Origin of the sequence: Ruegeria sp. R14_0 (assembly GCF_017743975.1) — a bacterium.
Classification (GTDB): Bacteria; Pseudomonadota; Alphaproteobacteria; order Rhodobacterales; family Rhodobacteraceae; genus Ruegeria.
Genome location: NZ_JAGHRC010000004.1, coordinates 1 through 24,994, shown reverse-complemented (window position 1 = coordinate 24,994; position 24,994 = coordinate 1). Strand labels below are relative to the sequence as shown.

The window sequence follows — 24,994 nt, the reverse complement described above, 5'->3', positions numbered from 1 at the left end:
GTGAGGTCAATGATATGACCAATTATGCCGTCATTGTTGTGGGGGCGGGGCAAGCTGGTTGCTCTGCCGCTGTTAAACTGCGCAATCTGGGTTATGACAGGCCAATCGCCCTGATCGGGGAGGAGGCGCACCCGCCCTATCAGCGCCCGCCCCTGTCCAAAGCGTATTTGTTGGGCGAGTTGCCTCGGGACCGCTTGTTCCTGAGGCCCGAGAGTTTCTTTGATGAGCATCAGATTGACTTGCACCTGAACCAGCGGGTAACGGACATTTCTGCGGACGATCAGACACTTGTCTGCGGCGCTCAAACTCTGGCCTTTGAGCACCTGGTCCTCGCGACCGGCTCAACCCCCAATCGTTTGCCCGCGAGCATGGGTGGCACCCTGCCCGGCACCTTTACGATCCGTGGGATCGCCGATATTGACGCAATCGCACCGGAATTCAAACCAGGTCGAAAGATTGTCATCATAGGCGGGGGCTACATCGGTCTAGAAGTTGCTGCTGTTGCGGCGAAGTTGGATCTGGATGTCACTCTGATCGAAGCCGCGCCACGCATTTTGCAACGCGTTGCGGCCTCGGAAACCGCCCAGTTTTTCCGCGAGCTGCACGGTGCCAACAACGTCCGAATTCTTGAAGATACCAAGATCGCGCGCGTCACCGGAGAGGACCACGCGGACGGTGTCGAACTTGCCAATGGTGACATGATCCCTGCGGATTTTGTTGTTTTCGGAATTGGTATCACTCCGAATACGGTACTTGCCGAAGCAGCCGGGGTTGCTGTCGAAAACGGGATCAAAACCGATGCGTGGGGCCGCACCTCGAACCCGTGTATCTGGGCTGCGGGAGATTGTGCGACGTTTCCCCACGGGAACGATCAGATCCGTTTGGAAAGTGTCGGCAATGCCATTGATCAGGCCGAGGCTGTTGCCGAAAACATCATGGGCGCCTCTAAACCTTACAAGGCGAAACCCTGGTTCTGGTCGGATCAGTATCACGTCAAGTTGCAGATCGCAGGATTGAATACTGGCTATGATCAGATCGTATCGCGTCAGGGTGACGACGGAGCGTCGTCTGTCTGGTACTACCGCGATGCGCAGCTTATCGCCGCTGACGCGATGAACGACCCGCGCGCCTACATGGTCGCGAAACGGCTGATCGAATCCGGAAAATCCCCGCACCCCGAGATGGTCGCGGATACCGAAACCGATCTCAAATCACTTCTTAAAGTCTGAGGAAAGGCACGGCAGCGTATGTATCTTGAGTCTAAACCCATCACCCGGTGCCGGGGGGGCGAAAACCCAAGCGCTGCCGGGCATTCTGAAATCACTGCCCAGAAGCGTCACTTTTATTTTCTGCTGCTTCCGGGCTCAAACATGCTCGACTTCTCCGCAGCAATAGAACCCTTGCGGACGACCAATACCGTGACAGGAATAACGGCCTATACATGGTCGGTCATAACCGAGACCGGTGAGCCTGTGACCTGTTCCAACGGAATTGACATCCCTGCGCAGACTGGCCTTTGCGCCACGCGGCATTCGGATTACGTCGTCATATGTTCCGGGAACACAGGATACCTAGACGCCCGTCCGGAAACATTGCAATGGCTGCGTCGGCACTCAAGATTTGGTGGTCGACTCGCAGCGATTGGGACCGGCGCATTCACCTTGGCGCGTGCGGGTCTGACAAACGAAGCCCAAATGACATTGCATTGGTCCTTGGCCCCGGTTTTTGAAGAGATGTTTCCGAGACTGGATTGCCTGTCAGCCCGAGTTCTGCCCGATGCAAATGTGGCCTCAAGCGCTGGGGGCACGGCAAGCCTCGACTTAACGCTTTCTGTTATCGAAGCCGATTTTGACAATGCCACGGCTCAGAAGGCCGCGGATCATTGCGTGCACGACTTTGACTGCCACAGAACCAGGTCGCAGCGTCAAACACTGTCGAAAATGATCGGAACGCGAAACCCCGCTTTCCTGAACATCCTCAAGAAGATGGAGCACTCATTGCAGGATCCACTCCCGGTCGATGAACTTCTTGAAGATGAAAAGATATCGAGGCGGCAGATCGAACGTTTGTTCAACAAACACTTGAATACCAGCCCATCCCGATATTACCGCAACCTTCGGCTGGACCGCGCGCGGGTTCTATTGCAAGGAACCGACCTGTCGATCATTGATGTTGCTGTTGCAACAGGGTTTTCCAGCATCGACAATTTTTCAAAGGCCTATCGGAAAAGATTTGGTGAACGCCCAACGGCCGACCGATTTGTCGCAGCAAAGCACGGTTGAAAATGGTCCGGCGCATTCGATGGTTGAAACTCAGATCAAAGCGCCGCCTCTTCAACGAGCCAATCCCAAAATGCGCGCACCCTAGGCTGGCGTTGGCGATGGGACACCGCACTCAGAAAGTAGCGTGGCGCGGGAGGAACCGTTTCAGGCGGCAGCTCGAATGGAATGCACAAAAGACCTTCTGCCAACATTCGTTCAGCATTGGCCCGATTGCCAAGCGCCACGCCGATCCCGCGTGCCGCAGCTTCAAAGGCATGCAGGGAATAACTGACCGAAAAGAACCGCTGACGCCGCAGCCACGACTGCCCGGCCAACACCTTTTTCCAAGATGTCAGACGTCTTTCGGTTTCAATCAGCGTCGCACCCTTCAGGTCCTCTACGCTGCGAATTCCAAACCTTTCGGCATAATTGGTGCTGGTCAAAGCGACGAGTTCATCCGGCAGAACTTGCACCGACACCAAATCCGGATCGGCCTCAAAACGATATTCAATGGCGACATCAACGCCACGCTCGTCCGGATTGAATGTCATCCTGTCCAAAAGGCGAATATCGTAGTCCGGGTAGAGGCTGGAAAAACTGTGCAGCTTGGGCATCAACCACATTGTCGTCAACGTCGGGGGCGCGGCAATTGTCAAAACCTCGCGCTGCGATCGCTGCGTGGCAACAGAAGTCGCGCGCCCTATCGCCTCAAGGCCCGGGCGGATTTCGGTCAGATAGTCATGCGCCCCTTCTGTCAGAACCAGATTGCGTCCTCGGCGAATAAACAAGGGCGCACCAAGGTATCCTTCAAGCTTGTCCAACTGGTGACTGACAGCAGGCGGAGTAACGTTCAATTCAGCGGCCGCGGCCCGCACACCCCCAAGTCGGGCTACGGTTTCAAACACATGGAGCGCGTGTAGTGGAGGGAGTTTGTGAGTCGCCATACTGTTAAAAATACCTAAACAAAAAACACATAATCAATAAATTTTCTTTCGAGAATTGAGTCTCTACCCTCAACTGGCAATGGCCGAGGTAAGGGCACCAAATGAAACCGTTAAAAGACATTCTTGTGGTCTCGATCGAACAGGCACTGGCCGCACCACTTTGCACTGCGCGGTTGGCCGAAGCCGGAGCGCGCGTGATCAAGATAGAACGCGCAGAAGGCGACTTCGCTCGTGGATATGACGACGCTGCCAACGGAACCAGCTCATATTTTGCATGGACCAATCAGGGGAAGGAATCACTGGCCCTTGATTTCCGAACTGCCGAGGATGCTGCACTGTTGGAGCGGATCATTGCACAGGCTGACGTGTTCATTCAGAACCTTGCTCCGGGTGCCATGGCGCGCGCCGGGTTTGGCGCCACAGAGTTGCGTAAGAAATACCCCCATCTCGTCACCGTTGACATCACAGGGTATGGGGAAAGCGATGCGGTCAAGCGCCTCAAGGCTTATGATTTTCTGATCCAGGCCGAGTCCGGCCTCACCGGGATCAGCGGCGGTGTGGATGAAATGGGGCGGATCGGTGTGTCCATCTGCGATATTGGGGCCGGCATGACCTGTCACGCGGCGGTCCTCGAGGCGCTGATGCGCCGGGAAATGACAGGTGAAGGTGCAGCACTGGCCGTTTCGTTGTTCGACGTCGCAGCCGACTGGATGAGCGTCCCCCTGATCCACAGCGAATATGGCAAAGGTGCCCCCAAGCGAGTTGGCCTGCGCCATCCCAGCATGGCCCCTTATGGCGCGTTTGAAACCAGCGATGGCGGTCTGACGCTGATCGCAATTCAAAATGAACGTGAATGGCAACGGTTCTGCCAGGAAGTGCTGCGATCGAACACGGCGGGCTCGGACACGCGGTTTGCCTCAAATAACGACAGGGTCGCCAACCGCGACGCTCTGGAGGACTTAATCTCGGGGGTTTCCCGCGAATTGACCCTGCAGGAATTCCGTGCACGGCTGGCTACGGCGAACATCGCATACGGTGCTGTCAACAGCGTCGCTGAACTGGGCGACCACCCAGCCTTGCGGCGCCGGGATGTGACGACCGAAGGGAACGAAACTATCGCGATCCCGGCTCCTCCGATCCGTTGGTTGGATATCGAAGAAACCAGCCCGCTCGGCGCGGCCCCTGCAATCGACCAACACGGCGCAGCGTTGCGCGCAGAGTTCTCCTGACCGAGGGAAGAGGTTCCGTACAGATGTTGCAAAAAGTAAACTCTTGGATCGGGCGCTCAGAAGCCCATTCCGACACATTGCGCACTGAACCTGCGCGATTCATGCAAGCCACGATTGGCCGCGAGCCGACATTGCAGTCAGGGGACATACTGCCACCGCTGTGGCATTGGCTGTATTTTCTCGAAGCAAAGCCACTTGGCGAATTGGGTCGTGATGGTCACCCAAAGAAAGGCGGCTTTCTGCCTCCGGTCGCCCTGCCCCGCCGGATGTGGGCGGGTGGCAGGTTCGCGTTCAAGGCCCCCATTCCACTGGGCAGTCGCGCTAAGAAACGTTCGACTATCAAACACATAGCCGAAAAGAGTGGTCGCACCGGGGCCTTGTGTTTTGTAACGGTTCTGCATGAGCTTTTTCTCGAGGACGGCACGCTTGCCCTGACCGAAGAGCACGACATCGTTTATCGGGAAGACCCGCATCCTGATGCACCCAAACCCGTCCCTGCCCCGGCACCGAGCAACGCCGAAGTCTCGGAAATGGTATCGCCGTCGCAGGTGATGCTGTTCCGCTATTCGGCGCTGACCTTCAACGGGCACCGCGTCCATTATGACGTAGACTATGCGCGCTCGGTCGAAGGGTATGACGGTTTGGTCTTTCATGGGCCGCTCACCGCGACTCTGCTGATCGACCTTGCCCAGCGCACCGTAGGTCAGGCACCTAGAACATTCGAATTCCGTGGACTGGCCCCTTTGGCTGGGATGGACCCCTTCCATCTTGAGGGCACCTGCAAAAACGACACCATGCAACTTTGGGCCCGCCGACATGACGGGGCCAAAGCCATGCAGGCCACAGCAACATTTTAAGGTCTGAGCCCATGCAACTGAAACTCGAGGCGGATCAAGCCATGGCAAAACCCAATGTGCTAAACTTTTCTGAGCGGCTCGCGGAATGGGCCACTCAGGCCGATCTTGGCGTTGACGAATACGTAAGAGAACAAGCGCGTTTCACGCTCATCGATACGTTGTCCTGCATGGTTTTGGGCACCCCAGAACGGCAGGCAGTTGCGGCGTCCGATGCAATGTTGTTTGGCCTGAGACAGGGCTCGGTCCCTCCAGTCGGCGGTGGAGAGATGCTCTCGATCACCGGTGCGGCGCTGGCCAATGGCGCGCGGGCTGCAGCGCTGGATTTCGACGACTACGAACTGTCGGGATCAAGCCACGCCAGCGCACCGGTGCTTAGCGCGCTTCTGAGCCTTGCGCACAAGGTGCCGATGACGATTGACCAGATCAGCGACGCCTGGATTGTGGGGTACGAGACCATCATATGGATGGGCAAGGCGCTGGGATATGGCCATTACGACATTGGATGGCATTCAACATCCACACTGGGGCCGATTGGAACTGCGGCAGCCGTCTCGAAAGCACTTGGATTGTCGGCGCGTCAGATGTCCAACGCTATGGCGCTTGCGGCATCGTCATCGTCCGGCCTGCTGACCCAGATCGGCTATGACGCCAAGGCGCTTCACACCGGATTGGCAGCCGAGGCCGGGCTGCGTGCGGCATTGCTGGGCCGCGCGGATGCCACGGGAAACTGCAACCTTTGGGATTCCGAGTTTGGCTTTACCAAAGTGTACGGCACCCCGGAATCCATAGGATTTCGTGAAATGATGAAAACGATGGAGCTGGGGCAAGCTGTTAAGCAATACCCGGTCATCCGCAAGCTCTGGCCCAGTTGCGCCTACACCCAGCGCCCCATCCACGGTGCGATTGAACTGAGCAAACACATTCAGCGGCCAAGTGACATCGCATCGATCAAGGTCCGCATGCCCGCCCCCTTCCACCGTGTCGCAGGCTTTGGTGTGCCCAACAACGATGCCGAAGCACGCTTTTCGGTCCGGTACTGCATCGCGGTTGGTTTGCTTGAAGGTCGGGTAACACCGAAAGACTTCATGGCAGAAGGGTTCAACAATCCCGCACGTCGGGAACTTGCCGCATCGATTGATTTGGATCTTTACGATCTGCCAAAAGGCGATACGAGTGATATTGGCCCAACAACCCCGGAACGGATAACCATCGGCCTTAAGAGCGGTCGGGTAATCAGCGAAGAAATGACCTTTGTTCCTGGTGGCGCGACATTGCCCATGGCCGAGGACGATTTGATGCGAAAGGTCGTTGCCTGCGGTTGCTCAATCGAACTGGCCAAGGCGTATCTCTCGGCAGATGGCGATACGCCTCTCATGGATACCGGATTGCTCGATCAGGTATCGCCCGCAATGATGGCATGCGCAGAATGATCTATCGCGCGTTCAGATCGCTGCTCTACATTCCGGCTCATGTCGAGGCCTTCGTTGCCAAGGCCGCAAAGACCGAGGCAGATGTCGTCATCTTGGACCTTGAGGACGCTGTGCCCCCCTCACAGAAGGAAAAGGCGCGTCAATCGCTGCGTGGCGCTGCGAGATACCTTCACACATGTGAAAAGTCAGTAGCGGTACGGGTGAACAACGCCGACCCGCTGCTCGAGGAAGACCTGAAAGCAGCCATTGATGCTGGTGCTGATGTGCTGATCCTGCCCAAGGTGGAAGACCCTGAATTTGTAAAAGAAGTTGCCGACTTCGGTCGATCTGCAGGGTGTGGTGACCTGCCCCTCATCGCTTTGATCGAAAACCCCAAAGGGCTGCTGAATGCACCCGCCATAGCTGCAGCCCATGAAAATCTGGTTGCCCTGAATCTGGGGACCGAAGACTTTTGCCTGGAAATGGGTATGGAGCCTGAATGGGACGGGCTGCTATTTCCAAGCCAACAGGTTGTGACAGCAGCCCGGTCTGCAGGCATAATCCCGTTGGGATATGCCGGAAGTATCGCGCAATACCATGATATCGGCAGCTTTAGCGAAACCGCGGAAAGATCGGCAAAACTGGGTTTTGAAGGTGGCTTCGCGATCCACCCGTCGCAAATCAATCCGCTAAATTCCGCCTTCACTCCGTCAGACGATGCCGCAACGCAGGCAAAAAGGATAGTCGACGCCTACGAAAGATCGATGTCTGATGGTTTGGGCGCGGTATCACTGGGCAACAAGATGATCGATCTGCCGATTGTGGAAAAGGCCCGTCGAGTCTTGCAGGTCAAGTCCCGTTATTCAGGCCATGGCAAAAGGCACTGAACAGCATTCAGGCCTCCCTCGTGCCCAAAGGGTCTCTGTCATCCATTGCGTTCCGCTTCGCTCGGATCGCTGGAGAATAATGCGATCTTGTTGCCTTGAGGGTCGCGCAGGTATCCGACGAAGAAGTTCGGCCCGTAGTATTCTCGGAAGCCAGGCGCGCCTTCGTCGGACCCTCCCGCCGCGATTGCTGCGGAATGTAGGTCACGAACCTGTTGTTGATTGCGTGCCTGGAAGGCGACCATTGTCCCGTTCCCCGCCGAAGCCGACAACCCATTGAAGGGGGACTTCACGTAGAACTCCGGCTGGTTTGCTGCATGTCCCGATTTCGCAGGCAGCGCAAAGCTCAGATCACCGTGATAATACTCCAAATGATACCCGAGATCGGGCAAGAATGCAGAGTAAAAGCGTTCCGCAAGTTTCATGTCATCAGCGCCCACTGAAATATATGCAATCATCGTCTGAGTTCCTCCAAAGGCGGACATAGTTTCGAACTTCGTCTCATCATACTTTGCGCAGCCAAGCTGTTTGCCTAGATGAACCAATACCGCCGAGCATGCTCAGCTTTGGCTTCTTTGATGGTCATGCCGTGTCTTGTGGTAGGCGTGACCAGGGCGGGTTTGCCGGATCTGCAAAAGCCTCTAGCACTCAGAATGGCTGCACCGATTGCAAGGGCGGCGCAGAGGCCAAACATAGCGCCCCAAGAGAAGCCCGCTACCACTCCTGCCAACACCGCACCAAGCGCACCTACCCCATCCAAAAGGGCAAACGCGAAACCCAACGTCGTGCTTTCACTGCGATCAGAGTGATCTACGGCGGCTGCTAGCATTGCCGCTCGAACTGCGTCCAGCGACGCGACCCCGACCGCCATCATGGCAATCATGAACCAGAACGGAGGGTCGAACGTCAGTGTCGCAATTGAAAATGCCCCAAGCCCATTGCCGCTAGCAAGTACCGGCATGCGGCCGAACCTGTCGGAAATCGATCCAACCCACGGCTGAGCCAGCGCACCGGTTACCAGAATGGCTGCAAAAGCGATCCCGATGGTTCCTGGTGCAAAGCCATGAGCCGTCGCCAGATAGAGCGGCATCATGCTCAGCAATCCGATCAGCGCCATGTTATAGAGTGAAACAGTTGCGACGATGCGCAACCCGTTTCGGCTGCGCCACGTCCGCACCAGCTCTGTAAGCTCTTGTCGGTTCACACGCGGACTTTTTTCAGGTGGGATTGCCTGAACCACAATCACAAAGCAAAGACCGACAAATACTGTCGGCAGCACCGAAACGGTCAGAGCGACACGCCAATCGACGGTAGATAAAAGTAGCCCAACCGTCAGTGGAGCCAAGACTTCGGCGACCGAGCCGCCTACCGCATGTATACCCAGGGCACGAGCGCGCGTTTTCCTGTTGGTGCGCGTCAGCACACCAGTCGCAATTGGATGCCAAGCCGCGTTGCCCATCCCCGCAATCGCCAAAAGCACGGCCAAGCTCCAAAAGCCCGGGGCCAGTGCCGCAAGGGCGTATCCGATAGCAACCCAGAAGAAGGTGCCGACAAGAAGGTAGCGCGGGCTAAGGGCACGGTCCGCCAGCAGACCTGCAGGCACATAGGCCAGCGCTCCACCAACACTGAGCAGCGTGAAAAGCAAACCGACTTCGGCAGGCGAAAGGGTCATTGCAAGCCCGGCAGCGGGCACGATCAGCCACAGCGCTGCAATTGGCCAATCGTTCGCAAAGTGGCCCACGGCGAACCAGGCCATCAAGGTTCGGTTAGTCATGGTTGCTTTTCCGTTCAGATCGACACATCGCACCCAAGGCCCGATGGATTGGCGATATCTAGCCAATCGTGGTATGTCTGTCTGTCGAAAGCGAGCCAGTTATCATCGAGGATTCGTCAATGACGGACAGCGGAATTTTCCAACAGGATCGCCCCCGATTTCTTGGTGAGACGATCAGGCCAGCGTCCGGCGAAAGCTACGATTGGCATTGCCACGATTTTGGTCAAATCATCTCTGCGGCGTCAGGCTCGATGTACGTGGGAACCCCTGACCGCGTCCTGCTTCTTAGTCCGGCCATGGCGATGTGGGTTCCTCCGGATCTGCAACACTGGATGAGGTACGGGTCGAACAACATAATGCACTACGTTGATGTCAATCGCGACGAGGCAGAGCGACTTGGACCAGACTGCCGGGTCGTGGCAATGACGCCGCTTCTAAATGAACTGTTTGTTGCCGCGATGCCAGAGGCCACAAATACACGTACGGCCAATCACAACGCAGCGCTGCATACCCTTCTCAGACACGAGATGCTCGCCGCGAAAGACGTGCCGCTCACTCTGGTTTTGCCCAAAGACGCTCGCCTTCAGAGCGCCGCTCAAGCTGCCCTTGATGATCCTGGTAGTGTTCGTTCGGTGGTGGAATGGCTGTCAGATATACCTGCAAGTCGAAAGACCATCGAACGACTTTTCATTGCTGAAACAGGTATGCCACCGTCGAAATGGTTGCGACACGCTCGGGTCTTGCATGCCGTCTCGCTGCTTGCTTCGGGTGCAAGTGTAACTTCGGTTGCGTTCGACATGGGATATGAGTCGACGAGCGCGTTCAGCTACATGTTTCGGCAAACACTTGGCGCTAGTCCCAAAGACGCTCTCAAGAATCGACTGGTTGTACCGTGACGGCTAGCTAAAACCCGACAGCTATTTGCAAACCAAAATGCTGCAGTCGCAAGCCATATGGCAGCCATTCGTTGCGCTAATATAGCCAGAGTGATCCCGCTTGCGAGACATGTTCGCAATAGCTACTGTGGCCACAGGCCGTTTCGAGGCGGCCCCCTGGTCCGCGGAAAGCTGTCATCGGCACCTCGCACAAAATGTGTGAAAACCACATCGGTTTCTCAGCCCGGATTAGCGGACCGTCGGGCAGTGGAGGGAAGACCGATGACCAAATCACTCGATCAACTGCGCCGTGATGCCAAGGCTTTGGGCAAAGCTCTGACGGAAGGCGACAAAGGCGCAATGCTGCGCGTACACGGAATTGTCGCACCCCCCGCAAACGGGGTCTACAAGCACGCCGATTGTCTGCATGTCATTGCGCGAGAGACTGGTTACGCCTCGTGGCCGGCACTGAAACTTGCCGTTGAAACGCAAGGCATGGATCGCGCGCAGAAACAGGGACGGCTACGTTGGGCGCTGTATAACGGCTCAAACGAGACGATCGCACATCTGCTTGCGGATGAGCCCGACCTCGCCGACGGTCAGGTGCCTCTTCTCGTCGCGCTCTATGACGTATCCGCGATGCGCAAGATCCTAGAGCGGGATGCCGGTGCCGCAACGCGCGAATACCCGCCGCGAAGACCAATGTGCCATCTGGCATTTTCGAGATACATCAAGACAGAGCCTGAAAAAGAACCCGAGATGCTCGCCATGGCGGAATTGCTTGTCGAACACGGCGCCGATGTGAATGACAGTTTTGCCTTAGACCCCGAGACAGATCACCGCTTGTCCGCGCTTTACGGGGCCATCGGCCATGCAGACAACATGGCTTTGGCCAGGTGGTTGTTGGAACATGGGGCAAATCCTGACGACAATGAATCCCTCTATCATTCCACCGAACTCGGTCATACCCAAGGTCTTCGTTTGTTGCTGGAACATGGGGCAAACCCGAAGGGCACAAATGCATTGCCCAGAGCGATTGACTTCAACAGCACCGATGCTGTTCGGCTGTTGCTGGAACACGGTGCTGATCCCAACGAAGGCATAAACCCTCATCCGTCGGGTGAACCTTCCTTGGTAATCCCCGCCTTGCATCAGGCGGCCCGGCGGTTGGCTTCGGGTGAGATCGCGCAGCTTTTGCTGAACCACGGCGCAAACCCAAATGCTGTCAGTCGCGGCCACACGCCCTATGCCTTTGCCCGCATATTCGGAAACCGGGATGTCGCGTCAGTTCTGGAAGCGGCAGGTGCATCCACGCAGTTGACATCGACCGAAGAGCAACTTGCCCGGGCAGCGGACGCCACCTCAAAGGTGGACGATCAGATCGACACAAACGCCCTGTCGGAAGAGATGAAATTTCTCCTGTGCCGCCTTGTCTGGCGCGAAGGAACCCTGCCCCACATGCAGCGCCTGGTCGACATTGGCCTGGACCCAAATCTGCCGGACGAGATGGGCATGCCGCCCCTGCACCTTGCCGGTTGGGAGGGTATGCCCGAAGTCATGTCCTATTTTCTTGGCCAGAACCCGGACCTTGACCACACAAATGCTTATGGAGGGACACTGCTTTCCACGATCATTCACGGGTCCGAACACTGTCCGCAAAAGGCACATCGCCACCACATCGAATGCGCGCGCCTGGCGCTCGAGAACGGTGTGGCACTTCCGCGTAAGGCCTCACAATTCGCAACTGCTCCCGAGATGTCCGCCTTTCTTGCCGATTGGGCGGAATCTCATCCGCTGCAAGTAACCGAACATGGGGTCGTCTGAGGATCAAAGCGCCTTCGCCAGACGCACAGACTGGCGCAGCCAGATTGTCTAACGGCTGATCTTCATCGGCAGGATCGGCCCCCAAGGCGTTTGCTGCACCGCTCCGAAAGGCAGTAAACCGTTAGGAGATGGGCCAGGAGAATGTCACCCAAAGGAAGAGAGCTCTTGTCGGAGATATATGACTATTATTGTTCGTTTTTCGCGCAGACGAAGACCGCCTGGTTTGCGACATGATCGAATTGGCCCGACAATGCGGCCGATGTGGCTATCACAGGTTTGCTGCGCTGCTGAGAGAGGCTGGATGGTCTGTCAGCTACGGGCGGGTTGGCGCCCAGACGGCTTACATTGAACCTAGGAGCCCGTGAGGGCGATCAAGTCCAAAAAAGTTGGATTCCATAAATTCAAGTTCTCAGTTAGACATTGTTTATGGACATCGTCGTTATTACGACCATCATAACTTCTCTCTTTGTAGTAATCGGCGTGGCGGAACCATTGGCCGCGCGGTTGCGCCTGCCTTTCAGCGTTATTCTCGCGCTCCTGGGAATAGTGATCGGGCTTGGCGCGACATTTTTTCTCGACACTGATCTAACGGATGCGCTGAACCCGGGGGCGCAGGCGATCATTGATCTGCCGATACGATCTGACGTATTCCTCTACGTTTTCCTGCCAACGCTGCTTTTTCAAGCGACACTCGGCATGAACCTTCGCAGGATGCTGGACGACTGGATGCCTATCCTGATGATGGCCATTGTCGCAGTGATTGTAGCGACACTTTCCATTGGCTACGCGCTGAGTTGGGTAAGTACGCTACCGCTGGTCGCTTGCCTCTTGATCGGGTCTATAGTGTCGACGACAGATCCCTCGGCGGTTGTCAGCATTTTTAGATCGATTTCCGCACCACGCAGGCTTTCGCGAATTATCGAAGGCGAAAGCCTTCTTAACGATGCCGCAGCCATCGCGCTTTTTGGACTATTCATGAGCTTTGTCATGCTCGGAAGACCCAACCCTTTACTGAGTGAAGCCTTGGGGCAATTTCCGCTGTTGATCGTGGGCGGAGTACTGACCGGTTTGCTCACAGCGCGCATGACTGTTTGGCTTATGGCCTTCGTAGATCGCTGGGAAATGGCACAGGTTTCAATCTCGGTTGCGTTGCCGTATCTTGCCTATATCGTTGCAGAACAAAGCGTTGGGGCTTCGGGTGTCATCGCTGTGGTGGCTGCAGGCCTTACGCTCAACCTAACCGGCCCCGGTCGATTGTCGCCGGTTGCATGGGCAAATTTGCAAGAGGTATGGGACCTTCTGGCGCATTGGGCCGGGGCGCTGATCTTTATTCTTGCAGCACTGTTGATACCGAGATTGTTGGAAGGGGTGCAGCCGTCTGACCTTGGCCTGTTGGCTGTGGTGGTTCTCGCTGCAACGCTGGCGCGGGCAGCGGTTCTGTTTGGCTTGTTGCCCCTACTTACGACAATCGGCGTGTCGCCAGCAGTTGAACGCCCCTATCGCACCGCGATGCTGTGGGGTGGGCTGCGGGGTGCCGTGACACTGGCGCTGGCACTGGCAGTCACGGAAAGCACGCATATCCCGCTCGAGACCAAGCGCCTGGTCGGCATTCTGGCCACTGGGTTTACGCTGTTCACACTGGTTGTTCAGGGAACAACCTTGCGCACGGTGATCACAAAACTAGGGCTCGACAAGCTCTCTCCGCTTGATACGGCGCTATCGCGTCAGGTGGTTGCGGTTGCCTTGCAATCCGTTCGCGAAGACGTGGCCCGCACGGCAGAAAACTACGACTTGAACCACGAAATCGTCAGAAACGAAGCCAAAAGGTTCAGTGAACGCCTCGACGAGGCTGTTAGGGACGCCGAAGACAGCGCAGAGATTCTTGATCGTGACAGGATTACGCTTGGCCTTATTGCGCTGGCCGGTGCCGAGCGGGACTCGGTCTTGGCCCGGATGCGAGAGCGCACCATGTCGTCGGTTCTGAGTGAGAAGATTCTGTCTGACACTGATCGGCTCATCGAAGGGGCACGGACCGGAGGGCGGATTGGGTATCATCGCGCATCCAACCGCTCCGTCGTTTACGGCAAGTCTTTTCGGATCGCCGTGTTTTTGAACAACCGCCTTCGAATCTCGTTCCCGCTCACACGTCTTACAACGGATCGGTTTGAAAGGTTGCTCATGCAGCGCCTAATCCTGAAGGATCTTGATGGGTTCGTCCGTGGCCGCATACGCCGCATCCACGGCCGCCGGGTTGCGGAACTGCTTGATGATTTGTTGGCGCGTCGTTTCGATGCGGTTGAAACCGCGCTTGACGGTCTGCGGCTACAGTATCCTGGCTATGCCGAAAAGCTGGAGCGGCGGTTTATCCGGCGGACGGCGCTGCGACTGGAAGAGCGCGAATACACGGTCATGCGCGAAGACGGCTTGGTGGGTGAAGAGCTGTATTCGGTATTGATGCAGGAAGTGGCGGCCCGACGTGCTATGTCTGAAGGGCGTCCAGTGCTGGACATCGCGCTCAAAGGGCGGGATCTGGTCCGGCAGTTTCCGCTCTTTTCTGATCTCGACAAAGCTTCACTGCGGAAACTCAGCAGAGCGCTGCGGACACGACATGCCAACGCGGGCGATACTATTATTTCCAAAGATGAATTCGCCCGGAGTGTGTTTTTCATCGCTTCCGGGGCGGTCGAAGTGGAGTTTGGCAGGCATACGTCTCGGTTGGGTCGTGGCGAAATGTTTGGGCAATTGGCTATGCTGTCGAAACAGCCCCGTCGCGTTAGCGTGCGGGCGTTATCACCCTCGACACTGCTTGTACTCGACGAAGTGCGTTTCCGACGATTGCTTCGGCGAAGTGAGGCCATGCGGAAGTCTGTCAAGATGAGCGCAAACAAGCGCAACATCGACCCCACGGTTCTGGACTTGGACGGACCTTCAGACTCATCAGAAAAACGGCCCAGCTATTGACCGCGAGTTGATACGAAAAGAGACGCGACAGTAGTTGTTTGTTTGCATGTGTTTGCCGATCGCGGATTTGGGCAGTGAAAATTCATTGAATCTGCAGCCTCCAATGGCAGCATTGTCCGCGCTTCGGCCATCTGACACTGGACTGTGAACGTCCGGAATATGCGTTTCGCGACCTGCTGCAGTTAAGACCGAAGTGCGCCCTCAAGACGTGAGCATTCAGGTTCTGTGTCTAAAGAGGCTTGCGGTTTTCCGCGTCCATACATCCTAATAACGGCAATCAGGCGAGGTTAAGGACGAGAACAACGAAGTTGGTTTTTTTCTGGTATGCGGTTTTGTTGCAGGGGCGGCGATGGCGCTACTTCCCAACTTGAAATGCGATATCGTAAGTCGCGGGTTCGGTGCCAGCTCTTCGTTCAATAAGGAACTTTGCAACAGATCCCCAATGCATCACTCGACCATTGTCCTCGGACCAATGGCGGACAAGATCTCGTCATCCTCGGCCTTTATCGTCGTACAAAGCTTCCAGGCGATGATGTATCGGCTGTAACAACCCTGCCCAGACCGACGTTCCGAGGATAGCAAACCACGCTACGCCGGTATCAATGATGTGTCGCATGTCTTTGGTTGTTAAGCCGAACTGTTGCCTAACATGAAGTTAACGAACTTCGACAATCTTCTCCGGTGCCAAGTAAATCAATTCCAGAACTGGAGCCCGAAGACCATGCAACTTCATCAAGTGCGGCTGGGTATCACAAAGCACCAGAGTTCCAAAATTCTATCCTCAAAAAACTCAGGTGTCCGCGCCCAGGCCCAATCTGCGGTATCGCAATAAGCAAAAATATGGAGACGCATGAACATGTTCCAAAGCGAAAGCACTTGCGAGACTGGTCCGGGCTACGTCGAACAATTGATAAAACGACCGGGTGGCGCCATTCGAAAGGTTGAAGAAAATGATTGAGATTGGTCTCGGCATCACATCGCTTGCAATGCAAAAAAACCAACGTGGGATCGGCGGCTTGAACCCAAGGGTTTGGTTCGACCCCTCTGATCTGCGTACATTGTTCCAGGATGCGGCGGGCACAGTGCCCGTGACAGGCGCGGGGCAGCCAGTTGCCAATGCGGTCGACAAAAGCGGGCATGGCTATCACGCGGTCGAAACAGTAAGTGGTGCAAACACCCCTACGCTTGCGCGGCATCCGGCAAGCGGGTTGCGTCAGAACCTGAATGGAACTTCTGATCTTTCTGGTTTCGCTTTTGGCGGCTCCGGTTCGGGGGCGAATACAATTGAGGCGAACGCTACAATCGCGCCCGATGGCACCTGGACCGCTGCGCGCCTGACCTTTAGCGCTGAAAACCAGATTTTTTCGCAGCCGCTGGACCTCCCGTCGGGCACCTACGTCGGGAGTATGTGGGTCAAGGGCGTTTCCGGTGAAACACTCCGGTGCCGTTTAAGTGGGGGTGGTGAATTCACCCACATGTTCAACGGCGATTGGCAGCAGATTAGCGGAGCCGTTTCAGGAGACGTTTTAACATCATACAACATCAGCACGTGGGCCGGTGCGACAGCGCGTGTGGTGGACGTCTGGCGGCCGCAGCACGAGGCGGGAACAATTGTGACCCCCTACCAACAACGCGACAATCAGTACGACATTATCGAAGCTGGCCAGCGAGATTTGTGGTATTTCTCCTTCGATCAGATTGCCGGCGGGCTTGGTGTCACCCTGCCTGACCTAGGATCGGACGTTACTGAATTTTGGGCAAATGAGGCGGGCATAACGATCATAAGAGGGCAGACAATCGGCGCAGGACACAGGGAACTACCAGGTAGCACGCGCCTTTATGCGTATGGCATTATCGATCGTGGGTTGTCCGAACCAGAAACCGCGTCTTTGACGAAGTTTCTTGAGGTGAAATCGAAAGCATCAGCGTGACGCACATAAGCTTCCTTGCTAGCGACGGACTTATCACATTTGTGAATCAGGCCCGTCGCGCCTGGACGGTGCAACCGCACAAGTGCCTGAAGCGTTGCCACAATGCAGAGATTCGTTAGAAGCTGCGTATCAATGAAGTGCGCCGGCTCAAAGATCATCCTGGCCACACATTCAAGCGCGGCCGATACCCAATAGCGTTACGCTTTCATCGGATCAGCGGCGTGGCGTCGACTAGTCTAGACCCTTGCAGGCACGTTGTTCGCTGGCGCTTCGAAAGTAATACGAGAATTGAGCGACAGGTCGTCCAATTTCAGGCTGAATGTTTCAAAACAACATCCATCTTGGCATTGACAGATGCATGGCTAAAGGGCATGCGGACGCCGTCGGCAAGGGATTGGCCGATGACTTGATCAAAGATGTTTGAATTGCAATTTTTTGAAAGGTAGCACGCGTGCAAACTGTTCTTGTGACTGGATCAGCTGGCTTTATCGGATACCACCTTTGCAACCTCCTTTTAGCGCAAGGCTACCGCGTTGTAGGATTGGATTGCCTGAGCGACTATTATGACGTTGCTCTGAAAAAAGATCGCCACAATTTGCTGGCACAGGCGCTTAACGGAAATAACTTTATTCCGGTAATCGGCAAACTTGAAGATCCCGGCCTCGTTCTTGAACTATTCCGTACGTATACTCCTGACTATGTCGTTCACCTCGCGGCTCAGGCCGGAGTGCGATATTCTATTGAAAATCCACGTTCTTATCTGGAGAGCAACCTGATCGGAACGTTTGAGATTCTGGAAGCAGCGCGCGCATATCCGCCGCGTCACATGTTGCTTGCATCAACATCTTCAGCCTATGGCGCAAATACAGAGATGCCATATCAGGAAACGCAACGCGCCGATCACCAGATGTCGTTTTATGCGGCAACCAAGAAGTCAAATGAGAATATGGCCCATTCCTATTCGCATCTATTTGATTTGCCAATTACCATGTTCCGGTTCTTTACTGTCTATGGCCCCTGGGGTCGGCCTGACATGGCGTTGTTCAAATTCGTCAAGGCGATATTCGAAGGCAATCCAATCGACGTCTACAACCACGGCAACATGAAGCGCGACTTTACGTATGTCGAAGATCTGGTCGAAGCCATTCGTCTGTTGCTTGATACGGCTCCAGAACGCCCGGCCGACAGCTCTGACATCAGGCAGGGCGATAGTCTGTCACCAGTCGCGCCCCATCGCGTTATCAACATTGGAAACTCGAAGTCCGAGCAGCTCACCGATTTCATCGACGCCATTGAAACAGCCGTCGGGCGCAAGGCCGTGCGCAACTATATGGACATGCAACCTGGCGATGTTCCGGCCACCTGGGCAGAGGCCACCCTTCTCCGGAACTTGACCGGCTATACCCCAAAAACGGATATCAAAGACGGTGTTGCCCGCTTTGTCGACTGGTATTGCGACTACTATCAGGTGCCCAAAAATTGATCTCCCGTATCCTCAAGGCACGACGAGGGCTCATTGTCCTTGGCCTAAAGGGGCTTGAGGCGCTGATTGGCGCAACCATGACAATTGTACTGGCCCGTCTGTTGGGGCCGATGCAATTCGGAGTGTTTGCGTTTGGGCTTGCGACCATCACTTTGCTGGTCATTCCAATCAAAAATGGTGCCTCGACCCTTGTTACCAAACACGTCGCAATCGCCCGGCAGGACAGCGATCCGCGTCTGGCGGGTGGTCTGCTGGTAGCCGGCTTTCGGCTTTCTGCGCTTTATTCGGGCCTTCTGATTGCTGGGCTTTGGGTTGCAGTTTGGCTGCAGCCGGGCAGTGAGGCATTTCTTACCAGCGTTGCCTGCTTCTCATTCGCGCTGCCGTTTCTATGCGCCATCGGTCTGGCGGAAGGCGTCATGCGCGGCAGTTTCCGGCCAAACTCTGCCATTCTGGTTGGCACCATTTTAATTCCGCTGTTGGTGCTGGGGCTGACAATTGCCTTTGAGTCAGTTTCTCAATTCCAGAACTGGCGCATCGCAACAGGGTTTTATGTGGCCTCAGCTGCGACCACCTGTTTTCTCAGCTTGTTTCTGATCCGGAACGATCTTCGCGGTTTGGCTGCTAAGGCCAGCCAGATGAGCGACGCAGACTGGATAGCGCATGTAGCTCCGTTTGCACTTGTGACCGGATTGTTGGTTTTCAATCGGCAGATCGACGTCATTCTACTGGGCATTCTGGCGGGTGAGGCCGAGGCCGGCATCTATCGCATAGCAGCGCAAGCCGCCGTTCTGGTCACTTTCGGGGTGCAGGCCATCGGGCATTTATACGCGCCCTACCTCGCCGCCGCAGACGGCAACAGCACATCAGAGAACGTCTCGGGGTACCTGCGCAAGAGCGTTTTGTTTTCTCTGGGGTTTGGCGGATCCGCTTTGGTCGGTCTGACTGTGTGGGGGGAACAGATCATCAGTATTCTGGCGGGTCCTGAATACTTGCCCGGCTACCCGATCATGCTGATCCTTTGTGCAGCCAATCTGGCGGTCGCGGCCAATGGGGCAACGATGCAGGCCCTTTATATGCAGGGTCACCAACGCACGACCGCCTGTATTTTCGCCGGGGCCGGCGTCTGTTCCGTGATCGCCAATCTGACCCTTATTCCTCTGCTCGGCATGACCGGTGCCGCCCTTGCGACCTCAGGTGCCATAGTCTTGTGGTCTTTGGGTCTGCGTCTGCTGGCTTGCCGCACTTGGAATTTGTCATTCTGGGCTTTTTCAAGCAGAACCCTGCACACTACTCCTACAAGCGGTTGATCCGATGAAGCTACAAAACTACATCCCGACCGGACATATCTGGGACAATGCGCTGTCCGTGCTGAACGCCCGCAAGCGTTTGGGCTATTTCCCGAATATCCGCCGGCCAAAAACCTTCAATGAACATATCCTGGCACAGAAATGGGCGTTCAGGGGTGATCTGAATCTGGCGCGTCGCATCACTGAAAAGGCGCAGGTCAAAGAGTGGTTGGCAGAACTGGGGATGGAGCATCTCGTTGTTCCAACCATTGGTGTTTTCGATAGCGTCGAAGAAATCGCGGCGTTCCACTTCGAGGGCGAAGTCATCGCGAAATCGACCCATGGTAGCGGCGAAGCCATCATTCGAACCGCCGAGGCGGGCGTGGCTTTCTGCCCAGAGGATTTGCAAACCTTTCGCGCTTGGCTTCAGGAAGACTACTATCAGCGCAGCCGTGAGCCGAACTACAAAGGCATCCCGAAACGAATCATAGTCGAGCCGCTTTTGCGCGATGAAACCGGCAATCCACCCAAGGATTTCAAGTTCTTTTGCGCCGGAGGAGAACCTTTCGCCATTCAGGTCGACCACGGGCGCTATACCGAACATACCCGGCAACTCTATTCGACGAATTGGCAGCTCATGGACTATTCTATGTGCTATCCCCGCAAACCCGAGGTCATGTCTGCGCCCGACCAACTGTCCGAGGCGCTGGAAACCGCGCGAGAATTGTCGAGTGGTTTTGGCTTCGTGCGGGTAGACTTCTATTTTATGCCAGAAGGCCTGAAACTGGGAGAAATGACTTTCTTCCCTGGAAACGGTGCCGAAAAATTCCAGCCCGAACATGGGGACCGGCGGCTTGGCGAGGTCATTCAATCGCGGTCACTGGCCTGAAAACGCATCATGCCAAATACTTTAACATCTTTACAGGCAGATTAACCGCCCATGTTCGCTTACTTTGCAGTTAGCTCCATTGCGTACACAGGTGGAGTTATTTCCGCTTTGGGCCGAAGACCATCCCAAGTAGGCTTGGCGATGCTTGTCTTCTTTGGGATGGTTTTAAGCCTTTTCATCGGCCTGCGGTTTGAAGTCGGCAAAGATTGGGTGCAATACAATTACCTCTACGAGGTAATCTCAGACGAACCCTTCATCCAAGCTGTCGGAGTAACCGATCTTGGATACTCTCTGATAAACTGGTTATCGTACCAAATCGGTTTTGGAATTGCCGGCGTTTTTTTGTTTTGCGCCATCGTTTTGGCCGTTGGGATTGTGATGTTCGCATTGCGAACGCCCTACCCTTGGATCGCCGTAGCGGCAACTATGCCGCATATTGTGACTGTGATGGCAATGGATCACGTCAGGCAAGCCACTGCCTTGGGGATTATCCTAATTGGGCTCGCGTATCTTGACCGCCGGAAAGTCTGGACTTTTCTCGCTTGCATCGTTCTGGCTGCCCTTTTTCATCGCACGGCTATTATTCTTATGGGATTTGGAGTTGTCCTCGTGTCAAAGAACCGAGCTTTACTCTATCCCACCTTCTTGGCCATCGCAGCTATTGTCATCCAATACATGCTGTCAGATAGGTTGGATATTTATTCTTCTAGGTACCTCGAGTCAGAGGCGGGTTCGCGTGGAGCACTTTTGCGCCTTTTTTTGAATGCCTTGCCAGCAGCAGGTTTTTTGGTGATCCAAAATAGGCTCAATATCAGCCCTCAATTACGAAAAGTCCTGGTATTAATGGCGTGGGCAGCGGTCATTTGTTTTGTTGCGATGCCACTGTCACCATCAACTGTTGTAGTTGACCGGATCGGGAAGTACTTTTTGCCGGTTCAGATTTTTTTCTTTTCGTATTTTGTTACAATGTTTTACGGAGCAGTAGCACGTGCTGCCGTGGCCCTTCTCATAGTCTCTTATCTAATGTTCACACAGGTTTACTGGCTCGCAAAAAGCGACCTGGCTCAGAACTTCTGGGTGCCTTACAAAATGGTCGGCTTCTAATGAAAATCCTCCTTCTCGCCAATTCCAGTTTCAAACTGATCAACTTCCGGGGGACCCTGATCCGCGAGCTGGTCGCACAGGGGCATGACCTGATCGCGGTGGCACCCCGGGACGATTACACCCAGGATTTTCAGCAGATGGGCGTCCGGTTTGTGGACCTGAAAATGAGCGCTACCGGCACCTCAGTTCCTGCCGAATTCGCGCTATTGGCAAGGGTCTTTGGGATCATCCGCCAGCACCGGCCCGATGCCATTTTGGGCTATACCATTAAGCCTAATATCTATGGCGCTCTTTCGGCCCGGATGTTGGGTATTCCCTTTCTGCCAAACGTGACCGGCCTTGGAAGCGTCTTTGACAACGACACTCTGCTGTCCCGGGTTGTCAAATTCCTCTACCGTACGGCTTTCCGACGTTGTCCGCGGGTGTTTCTGCAGAACCCCGAGGACATGGCCACTTTTGTCGACAACAAGCTAATTGCACGGGAACAGGCCTGTCTTTTACCTGGATCCGGTGTGGATCTTAAGGCATTTTCGGCGACCCCTTTGCCTGGGACCGGTCAAAGCCGATGCTTCACGCTTGTTGCACGAATGCTGCGTGAAAAAGGGGTCATCGAATTCGTTGAGGCTGCGCGCGCGATTGCGCCAGATTTTCCCGACGCACGATTTGTGCTTCTCGGCCCATACGGAGGCGGCAAAGCTGGCGGATTGGATGAACCTGAAATCAACGCCCTGACGAATGATGGCGTTGTCGAATACCATCAGGCGGTCAAGGACGTTCGCCCAGTTGTCGCATCCGCTGATTGCGTCGTATTGCCTTCTTTCTATCGCGAAGGTACGCCCCGATCGCTACTTGAGGCCGCAGCAATGGGACGACCGATCATTACGACGACCCAGCCAGGCTGCAAAGACGTAGTTGATCACGGAAATAGCGGATTTCTTTGCGCGCCCAGATCGATAGAATCCTTGGCGGACGCCATGAGGAATTTCCTGGAACTCGACGACGACGAGAAAAACAGGATGGGTGCACGGTCTCGACAAATTGCGGAAACGGTGTTCGATGAAAGGATAGTCGTCGAAATTTACAACGATGCATTGCAATCTGCTGTATCTGGCCGTTGATATTTTCTTGATGTCCTTCCCATCTCAGGCTTAACAGAACGTTTCGCACGACCCTGTTGCACAGAATAGTGGACCAGCGTTTCGTGTCGAGGTGAATGATGCGGTTTGGCGCAGCGCGTGTACTTGACAGAGGTGCAATGGCGTCGGGCATTCATGCTTTTTTATTGGCCTAAGACAACAAATCTCTACAGCGCCCCGGCCCTTTCGCTGGAATTCAGGCGGAGGGTTTTTTGTATTCAAAAGGTATTCTTTGCACTCTCAATCGGCACCAAATAAGTCACGGGTGAAGACCTTGGCGCTGACATCGCGTATTTCGTCGGAAAGCCGGTTAGCGACGATCAGGTCGGCCTGCTGCTTGAATGCCGTAAGATCGCTGATCACTGGCGAGTGAAAGAAATGGTCTTCAGTTAGTGCCGGCTCATAGACGATGACCTGAATACCCTTGGCTTTGATCCGTTTCATGATGCCCTGAACCGAGCTCTGGCGGAAATTGTCGCTGCCCTCTTTCATTACCAGCCGGTAGATGCCGACTGTTTTCGGCCCTTTCATCAGGATCTGGTCGCTGAGGAAATCCTTACGGGTGCGATTGGCATCGACGATGGCGCGGATCAGGTTTTGCGGTACATGGTTGTAATTGGCCAGCAGCTGTTTGGTATCCTTGGGCAGGCAATAGCCGCCATAGCCGAAGGAGGGGTTGTTGTAATGCGCGCCGATCCGCGGGTCCAGGCTGACCCCTTCGATGATCTGGCGCGAATCCATCCCCCCGGCCAACGAATAGCTGTCGAGCTCGTTAAAAAAGGCCACGCGCATTGCAAGATAGGTATTGGCGAACAGTTTGATCGCCTCGGCCTCGTCCGGGTCGGTGAACAGCACCGGCGCATCCTTGGTTACAGCGCCTTCCAGCAGCAGATCGGCAATGGCTTTGGCCCTGTCAGAGCGTTCGCCGACGATGATCCGGCTGGGATGCAGGTTGTCGTACAGCGCCTGACCCTCGCGCAGAAACTCCGGCGAGAAGATCACGTTGTCGGTGTCAAACTGCGCGCGGGCATTGGTGACGAAGCCCACGGGGATGGTGGATTTGATCACGATGACCGCATCGGGGTTCAGCCTGGTGACCTGTTCAATCACCGCATCGACCGAGCTGGTGTCAAAATAATTGCTGCGTGGATCATAGTTGGTCGGGGTAGCCACAACGACAAAATCCGCCCCATCAAACGCGGCTTCGGCATCAGTGGTGGCGGTCAGGCTCAGCGCTCGGTTGGTCAGGAAATCAGTGATATCGGCATCCTGGATCGGGCTTTCGCGCCGATTGACCATGTCCACGCGATCCGCGGACACATCCAGCGCAACAACGTCGTGGTTTTGCGCCAGCAGCACTGCGTTGGACAAGCCAACATACCCAATCCCGGCAATTGCAATCTTCATACCACTGTTCCTTGTTTAAACACGGTGCACATACCAGGTGTGACCGTAATCGTGTTTTTGGTGTCTGATGAACTTTTGAAAGACGTGAAGGCGGTCTTAATTCACGGCTGCGTTTATGGGTGTTGTTATGAGTGAAGGAGTGATTTGAGAGATTGTTCTGCCCCATTTTGTGACGGGGTTTTCTGCGATGAAGATGATGTCGTTTGATCGCAGTTGGAACTGTGCGGCGAGTGTGAGATGCGCGGCGTTTCGGGTGTCGAGGTGCCATGCGGTGACGGCACCGAGTTCGCGGGGGTCGTTTGCGGCGCGCAGGACGTAAACCTCGGAGGCGTCGCCGGTTTCCTTGGCCACACCGCCGCCTGTGTCAAAGAGCGCGTCGGCCAGGGTGGCGGTCTGGTTGAACGGCAGGGCATAGCGGCCCTGAGTGCGCACTTCGCCGGACAGGTAGACATAGTCGCGGTCGACGGCATCCAGCTCGATGGACTGGACGAAATTGTCGCGGCGTTCATTCAGATCGTCGCGGCGCAGGGTGACGGCGGTGTTCAGTTCCTGCAGGGCGGTCTGGCGACCTTCCAGCACGGTCTCGCGCAGGGCGATCTGCTGGGCAAAGTAACGCTCGGCGCGGTCCAGGTCATAGTCGGTGTCGACAAAGATCGAATCGTCAGAGATCAGGTTGAGGTTCTGCAGTTCGGTGCGCGAATAGAGGTCTTCCAGCGGGATCTGGTAGACATTGCCATCGC

General features: G+C 55.4%; 19 protein-coding genes and 2 pseudogenes. 16 read left to right on the top strand and 5 right to left on the bottom strand.

The features are described from left to right. The first annotated feature begins 14 nt into the window (after window positions 1-14). Together J7416_RS12590 and J7416_RS12585 are read left to right on the top strand one after the other, a co-directional pair. Window positions 15-1,229 (top strand): FAD-dependent oxidoreductase, encoded by a 1,215-nt coding sequence (locus J7416_RS12590; protein ID WP_209225112.1) that lies wholly within the window; start codon window positions 15-17, stop codon window positions 1,227-1,229. A gap of 18 nt (window positions 1,230-1,247) precedes the next feature. After that, on the top strand, window positions 1,248-2,282 hold the full coding sequence (locus tag J7416_RS12585) for a GlxA family transcriptional regulator (protein WP_280636846.1): 1,035 nt from the start codon (window positions 1,248-1,250) through the stop codon (window positions 2,280-2,282). A gap of 35 nt (window positions 2,283-2,317) precedes the next feature. Here J7416_RS12585 and J7416_RS12580 read toward each other — a convergent pair whose 3' ends face one another. Beyond that, window positions 2,318-3,205: a LysR substrate-binding domain-containing protein gene (locus tag J7416_RS12580; protein WP_247744273.1), complete on the bottom strand. Its 888-nt coding sequence runs from the start codon at window positions 3,203-3,205 to the stop codon at window positions 2,318-2,320. A 101-nt stretch (window positions 3,206-3,306) separates the two neighbouring features. Here J7416_RS12580 and J7416_RS12575 point away from each other — a divergent pair, with 101 nt between their 5' ends. Genes J7416_RS12575 through J7416_RS12560 form a run of 4 tightly spaced genes read left to right on the top strand, consistent with a single transcriptional unit; the run spans window position 3,307 to window position 7,587 of the window. Beyond that, window positions 3,307-4,434, top strand: a complete 1,128-nt coding sequence (locus J7416_RS12575) for a CaiB/BaiF CoA-transferase family protein (RefSeq protein WP_209225109.1) — start codon at window positions 3,307-3,309, stop codon at window positions 4,432-4,434. A 23-nt stretch (window positions 4,435-4,457) separates the two neighbouring features. Beyond that, window positions 4,458-5,291: a MaoC family dehydratase N-terminal domain-containing protein gene (locus tag J7416_RS12570; RefSeq protein ID WP_209225108.1), complete on the top strand. Its 834-nt coding sequence runs from the start codon at window positions 4,458-4,460 to the stop codon at window positions 5,289-5,291. 11 nt (window positions 5,292-5,302) lie between these two features. After that, window positions 5,303-6,721, top strand: a complete 1,419-nt coding sequence (locus J7416_RS12565) for an MmgE/PrpD family protein (protein ID WP_209225107.1) — start codon at window positions 5,303-5,305, stop codon at window positions 6,719-6,721. Continuing rightward, window positions 6,709-7,587 (top strand): CoA ester lyase, encoded by an 879-nt coding sequence (locus J7416_RS12560; protein ID WP_209225106.1) that lies wholly within the window; start codon window positions 6,709-6,711, stop codon window positions 7,585-7,587. The genes J7416_RS12565 and J7416_RS12560 overlap by 13 nt, the downstream gene beginning before the upstream one ends. Before the next feature lie 38 nt (window positions 7,588-7,625). Here J7416_RS12560 and J7416_RS12555 read toward each other — a convergent pair whose 3' ends face one another. Further along, complete coding sequence (locus tag J7416_RS12555; protein WP_209225793.1) at window positions 7,626-8,042, bottom strand: VOC family protein; 417 nt, start codon at window positions 8,040-8,042, stop codon at window positions 7,626-7,628. 74 nt (window positions 8,043-8,116) lie between these two features. After that, complete coding sequence (locus tag J7416_RS12550; protein ID WP_209225105.1) at window positions 8,117-9,358, bottom strand: MFS transporter; 1,242 nt, start codon at window positions 9,356-9,358, stop codon at window positions 8,117-8,119. Window positions 9,359-9,477: 119 nt separating this feature from the next. Here J7416_RS12550 and J7416_RS12545 point away from each other — a divergent pair, with 119 nt between their 5' ends. The 10 genes and pseudogenes from J7416_RS12545 to J7416_RS12505 all read left to right on the top strand — a co-directional run bounded on the left by J7416_RS12545 (window position 9,478) and on the right by J7416_RS12505 (window position 22,829). Further along, window positions 9,478-10,254: a helix-turn-helix transcriptional regulator gene (locus J7416_RS12545; RefSeq protein WP_209225104.1), complete on the top strand. Its 777-nt coding sequence runs from the start codon at window positions 9,478-9,480 to the stop codon at window positions 10,252-10,254. Between the two features lie 261 nt (window positions 10,255-10,515). Beyond that, on the top strand, window positions 10,516-12,057 hold the full coding sequence (locus J7416_RS12540) for an ankyrin repeat domain-containing protein (protein WP_209225103.1): 1,542 nt from the start codon (window positions 10,516-10,518) through the stop codon (window positions 12,055-12,057). 128 nt (window positions 12,058-12,185) lie between these two features. Continuing rightward, window positions 12,186-12,383: pseudogene (locus tag J7416_RS22640) on the top strand (hypothetical protein); the annotation flags it as partial. A gap of 100 nt (window positions 12,384-12,483) precedes the next feature. Next, a complete protein-coding gene (locus tag J7416_RS12535; RefSeq protein WP_209225102.1) occupies window positions 12,484-15,018 on the top strand; it encodes a cation:proton antiporter in 2,535 nt (844 codons plus the stop codon). A gap of 1,088 nt (window positions 15,019-16,106) precedes the next feature. Beyond that, window positions 16,107-16,949 carry a hypothetical protein gene (locus J7416_RS12530; protein ID WP_209225101.1) on the top strand — a complete coding sequence of 281 codons (843 nt, stop codon included), beginning with the start codon at window positions 16,107-16,109 and terminating at the stop codon, window positions 16,947-16,949. A gap of 451 nt (window positions 16,950-17,400) precedes the next feature. Then, the gene (locus tag J7416_RS12525; protein WP_209225100.1) at window positions 17,401-18,432 is read left to right on the top strand and encodes an NAD-dependent epimerase/dehydratase family protein; all 1,032 of its coding nucleotides are present in this window, start codon (window positions 17,401-17,403) and stop codon (window positions 18,430-18,432) included. After that, a complete protein-coding gene (locus J7416_RS12520) occupies window positions 18,429-19,739 on the top strand; it encodes an oligosaccharide flippase family protein (protein WP_209225099.1) in 1,311 nt (436 codons plus the stop codon). Before J7416_RS12525 ends, J7416_RS12520 begins: the two co-directional genes overlap by 4 nt. Window positions 19,740-19,743: 4 nt before the next feature. After that, entirely contained in the window at window positions 19,744-20,607 is an 864-nt protein-coding gene (locus J7416_RS12515) for an ATP-grasp fold amidoligase family protein (RefSeq protein WP_209225098.1), read from the top strand. A gap of 141 nt (window positions 20,608-20,748) precedes the next feature. Continuing rightward, entirely contained in the window at window positions 20,749-21,711 is a 963-nt protein-coding gene (locus J7416_RS12510) for an EpsG family protein (RefSeq protein WP_247744272.1), read from the top strand. Beyond that, window positions 21,711-22,829 (top strand): glycosyltransferase family 4 protein, encoded by a 1,119-nt coding sequence (locus tag J7416_RS12505; protein WP_209225096.1) that lies wholly within the window; start codon window positions 21,711-21,713, stop codon window positions 22,827-22,829. Before J7416_RS12510 ends, J7416_RS12505 begins: the two co-directional genes overlap by 1 nt. 258 nt (window positions 22,830-23,087) lie before the next feature. Here J7416_RS12505 and J7416_RS12500 read toward each other — a convergent pair whose 3' ends face one another. Then, a complete protein-coding gene (locus J7416_RS12500; protein WP_209225095.1) occupies window positions 23,088-24,254 on the bottom strand; it encodes a nucleotide sugar dehydrogenase in 1,167 nt (388 codons plus the stop codon). A 96-nt stretch (window positions 24,255-24,350) separates the two neighbouring features. Then, window positions 24,351-24,994 (bottom strand): annotated as a pseudogene (locus J7416_RS12495) (sugar transporter); the annotation flags it as partial.

Bases quoted from the DNA above. Each gene is read 5' to 3' on its own strand.
- J7416_RS12590 (WP_209225112.1), top strand. From the start codon at position 15: ATGACCAATTATGCCGTCATTGTTGTGGGGGCGGGGCAAGCTGGTTGC.
- J7416_RS12585 (WP_280636846.1), top strand. From the start codon at position 1,248: ATGTATCTTGAGTCTAAACCCATCACCCGGTGCCGGGGGGGCGAAAAC.
- J7416_RS12580 (WP_247744273.1), bottom strand. From the start codon at position 3,205: ATGGCGACTCACAAACTCCCTCCACTACACGCGCTCCATGTGTTTGAA.
- J7416_RS12575 (WP_209225109.1), top strand. From the start codon at position 3,307: ATGAAACCGTTAAAAGACATTCTTGTGGTCTCGATCGAACAGGCACTG.
- J7416_RS12570 (WP_209225108.1), top strand. From the start codon at position 4,458: ATGTTGCAAAAAGTAAACTCTTGGATCGGGCGCTCAGAAGCCCATTCC.
- J7416_RS12565 (WP_209225107.1), top strand. From the start codon at position 5,303: ATGCAACTGAAACTCGAGGCGGATCAAGCCATGGCAAAACCCAATGTG.
- J7416_RS12560 (WP_209225106.1), top strand. From the start codon at position 6,709: ATGCGCAGAATGATCTATCGCGCGTTCAGATCGCTGCTCTACATTCCG.
- J7416_RS12555 (WP_209225793.1), bottom strand. From the start codon at position 8,042: ATGATTGCATATATTTCAGTGGGCGCTGATGACATGAAACTTGCGGAA.
- J7416_RS12550 (WP_209225105.1), bottom strand. From the start codon at position 9,358: ATGACTAACCGAACCTTGATGGCCTGGTTCGCCGTGGGCCACTTTGCG.
- J7416_RS12545 (WP_209225104.1), top strand. From the start codon at position 9,478: ATGACGGACAGCGGAATTTTCCAACAGGATCGCCCCCGATTTCTTGGT.
- J7416_RS12540 (WP_209225103.1), top strand. From the start codon at position 10,516: ATGACCAAATCACTCGATCAACTGCGCCGTGATGCCAAGGCTTTGGGC.
- J7416_RS12535 (WP_209225102.1), top strand. From the start codon at position 12,484: ATGGACATCGTCGTTATTACGACCATCATAACTTCTCTCTTTGTAGTA.
- J7416_RS12515 (WP_209225098.1), top strand. From the start codon at position 19,744: ATGAAGCTACAAAACTACATCCCGACCGGACATATCTGGGACAATGCG.
- J7416_RS12510 (WP_247744272.1), top strand. From the start codon at position 20,749: ATGCTTGTCTTCTTTGGGATGGTTTTAAGCCTTTTCATCGGCCTGCGG.
- J7416_RS12505 (WP_209225096.1), top strand. From the start codon at position 21,711: ATGAAAATCCTCCTTCTCGCCAATTCCAGTTTCAAACTGATCAACTTC.
- J7416_RS12500 (WP_209225095.1), bottom strand. From the start codon at position 24,254: ATGAAGATTGCAATTGCCGGGATTGGGTATGTTGGCTTGTCCAACGCA.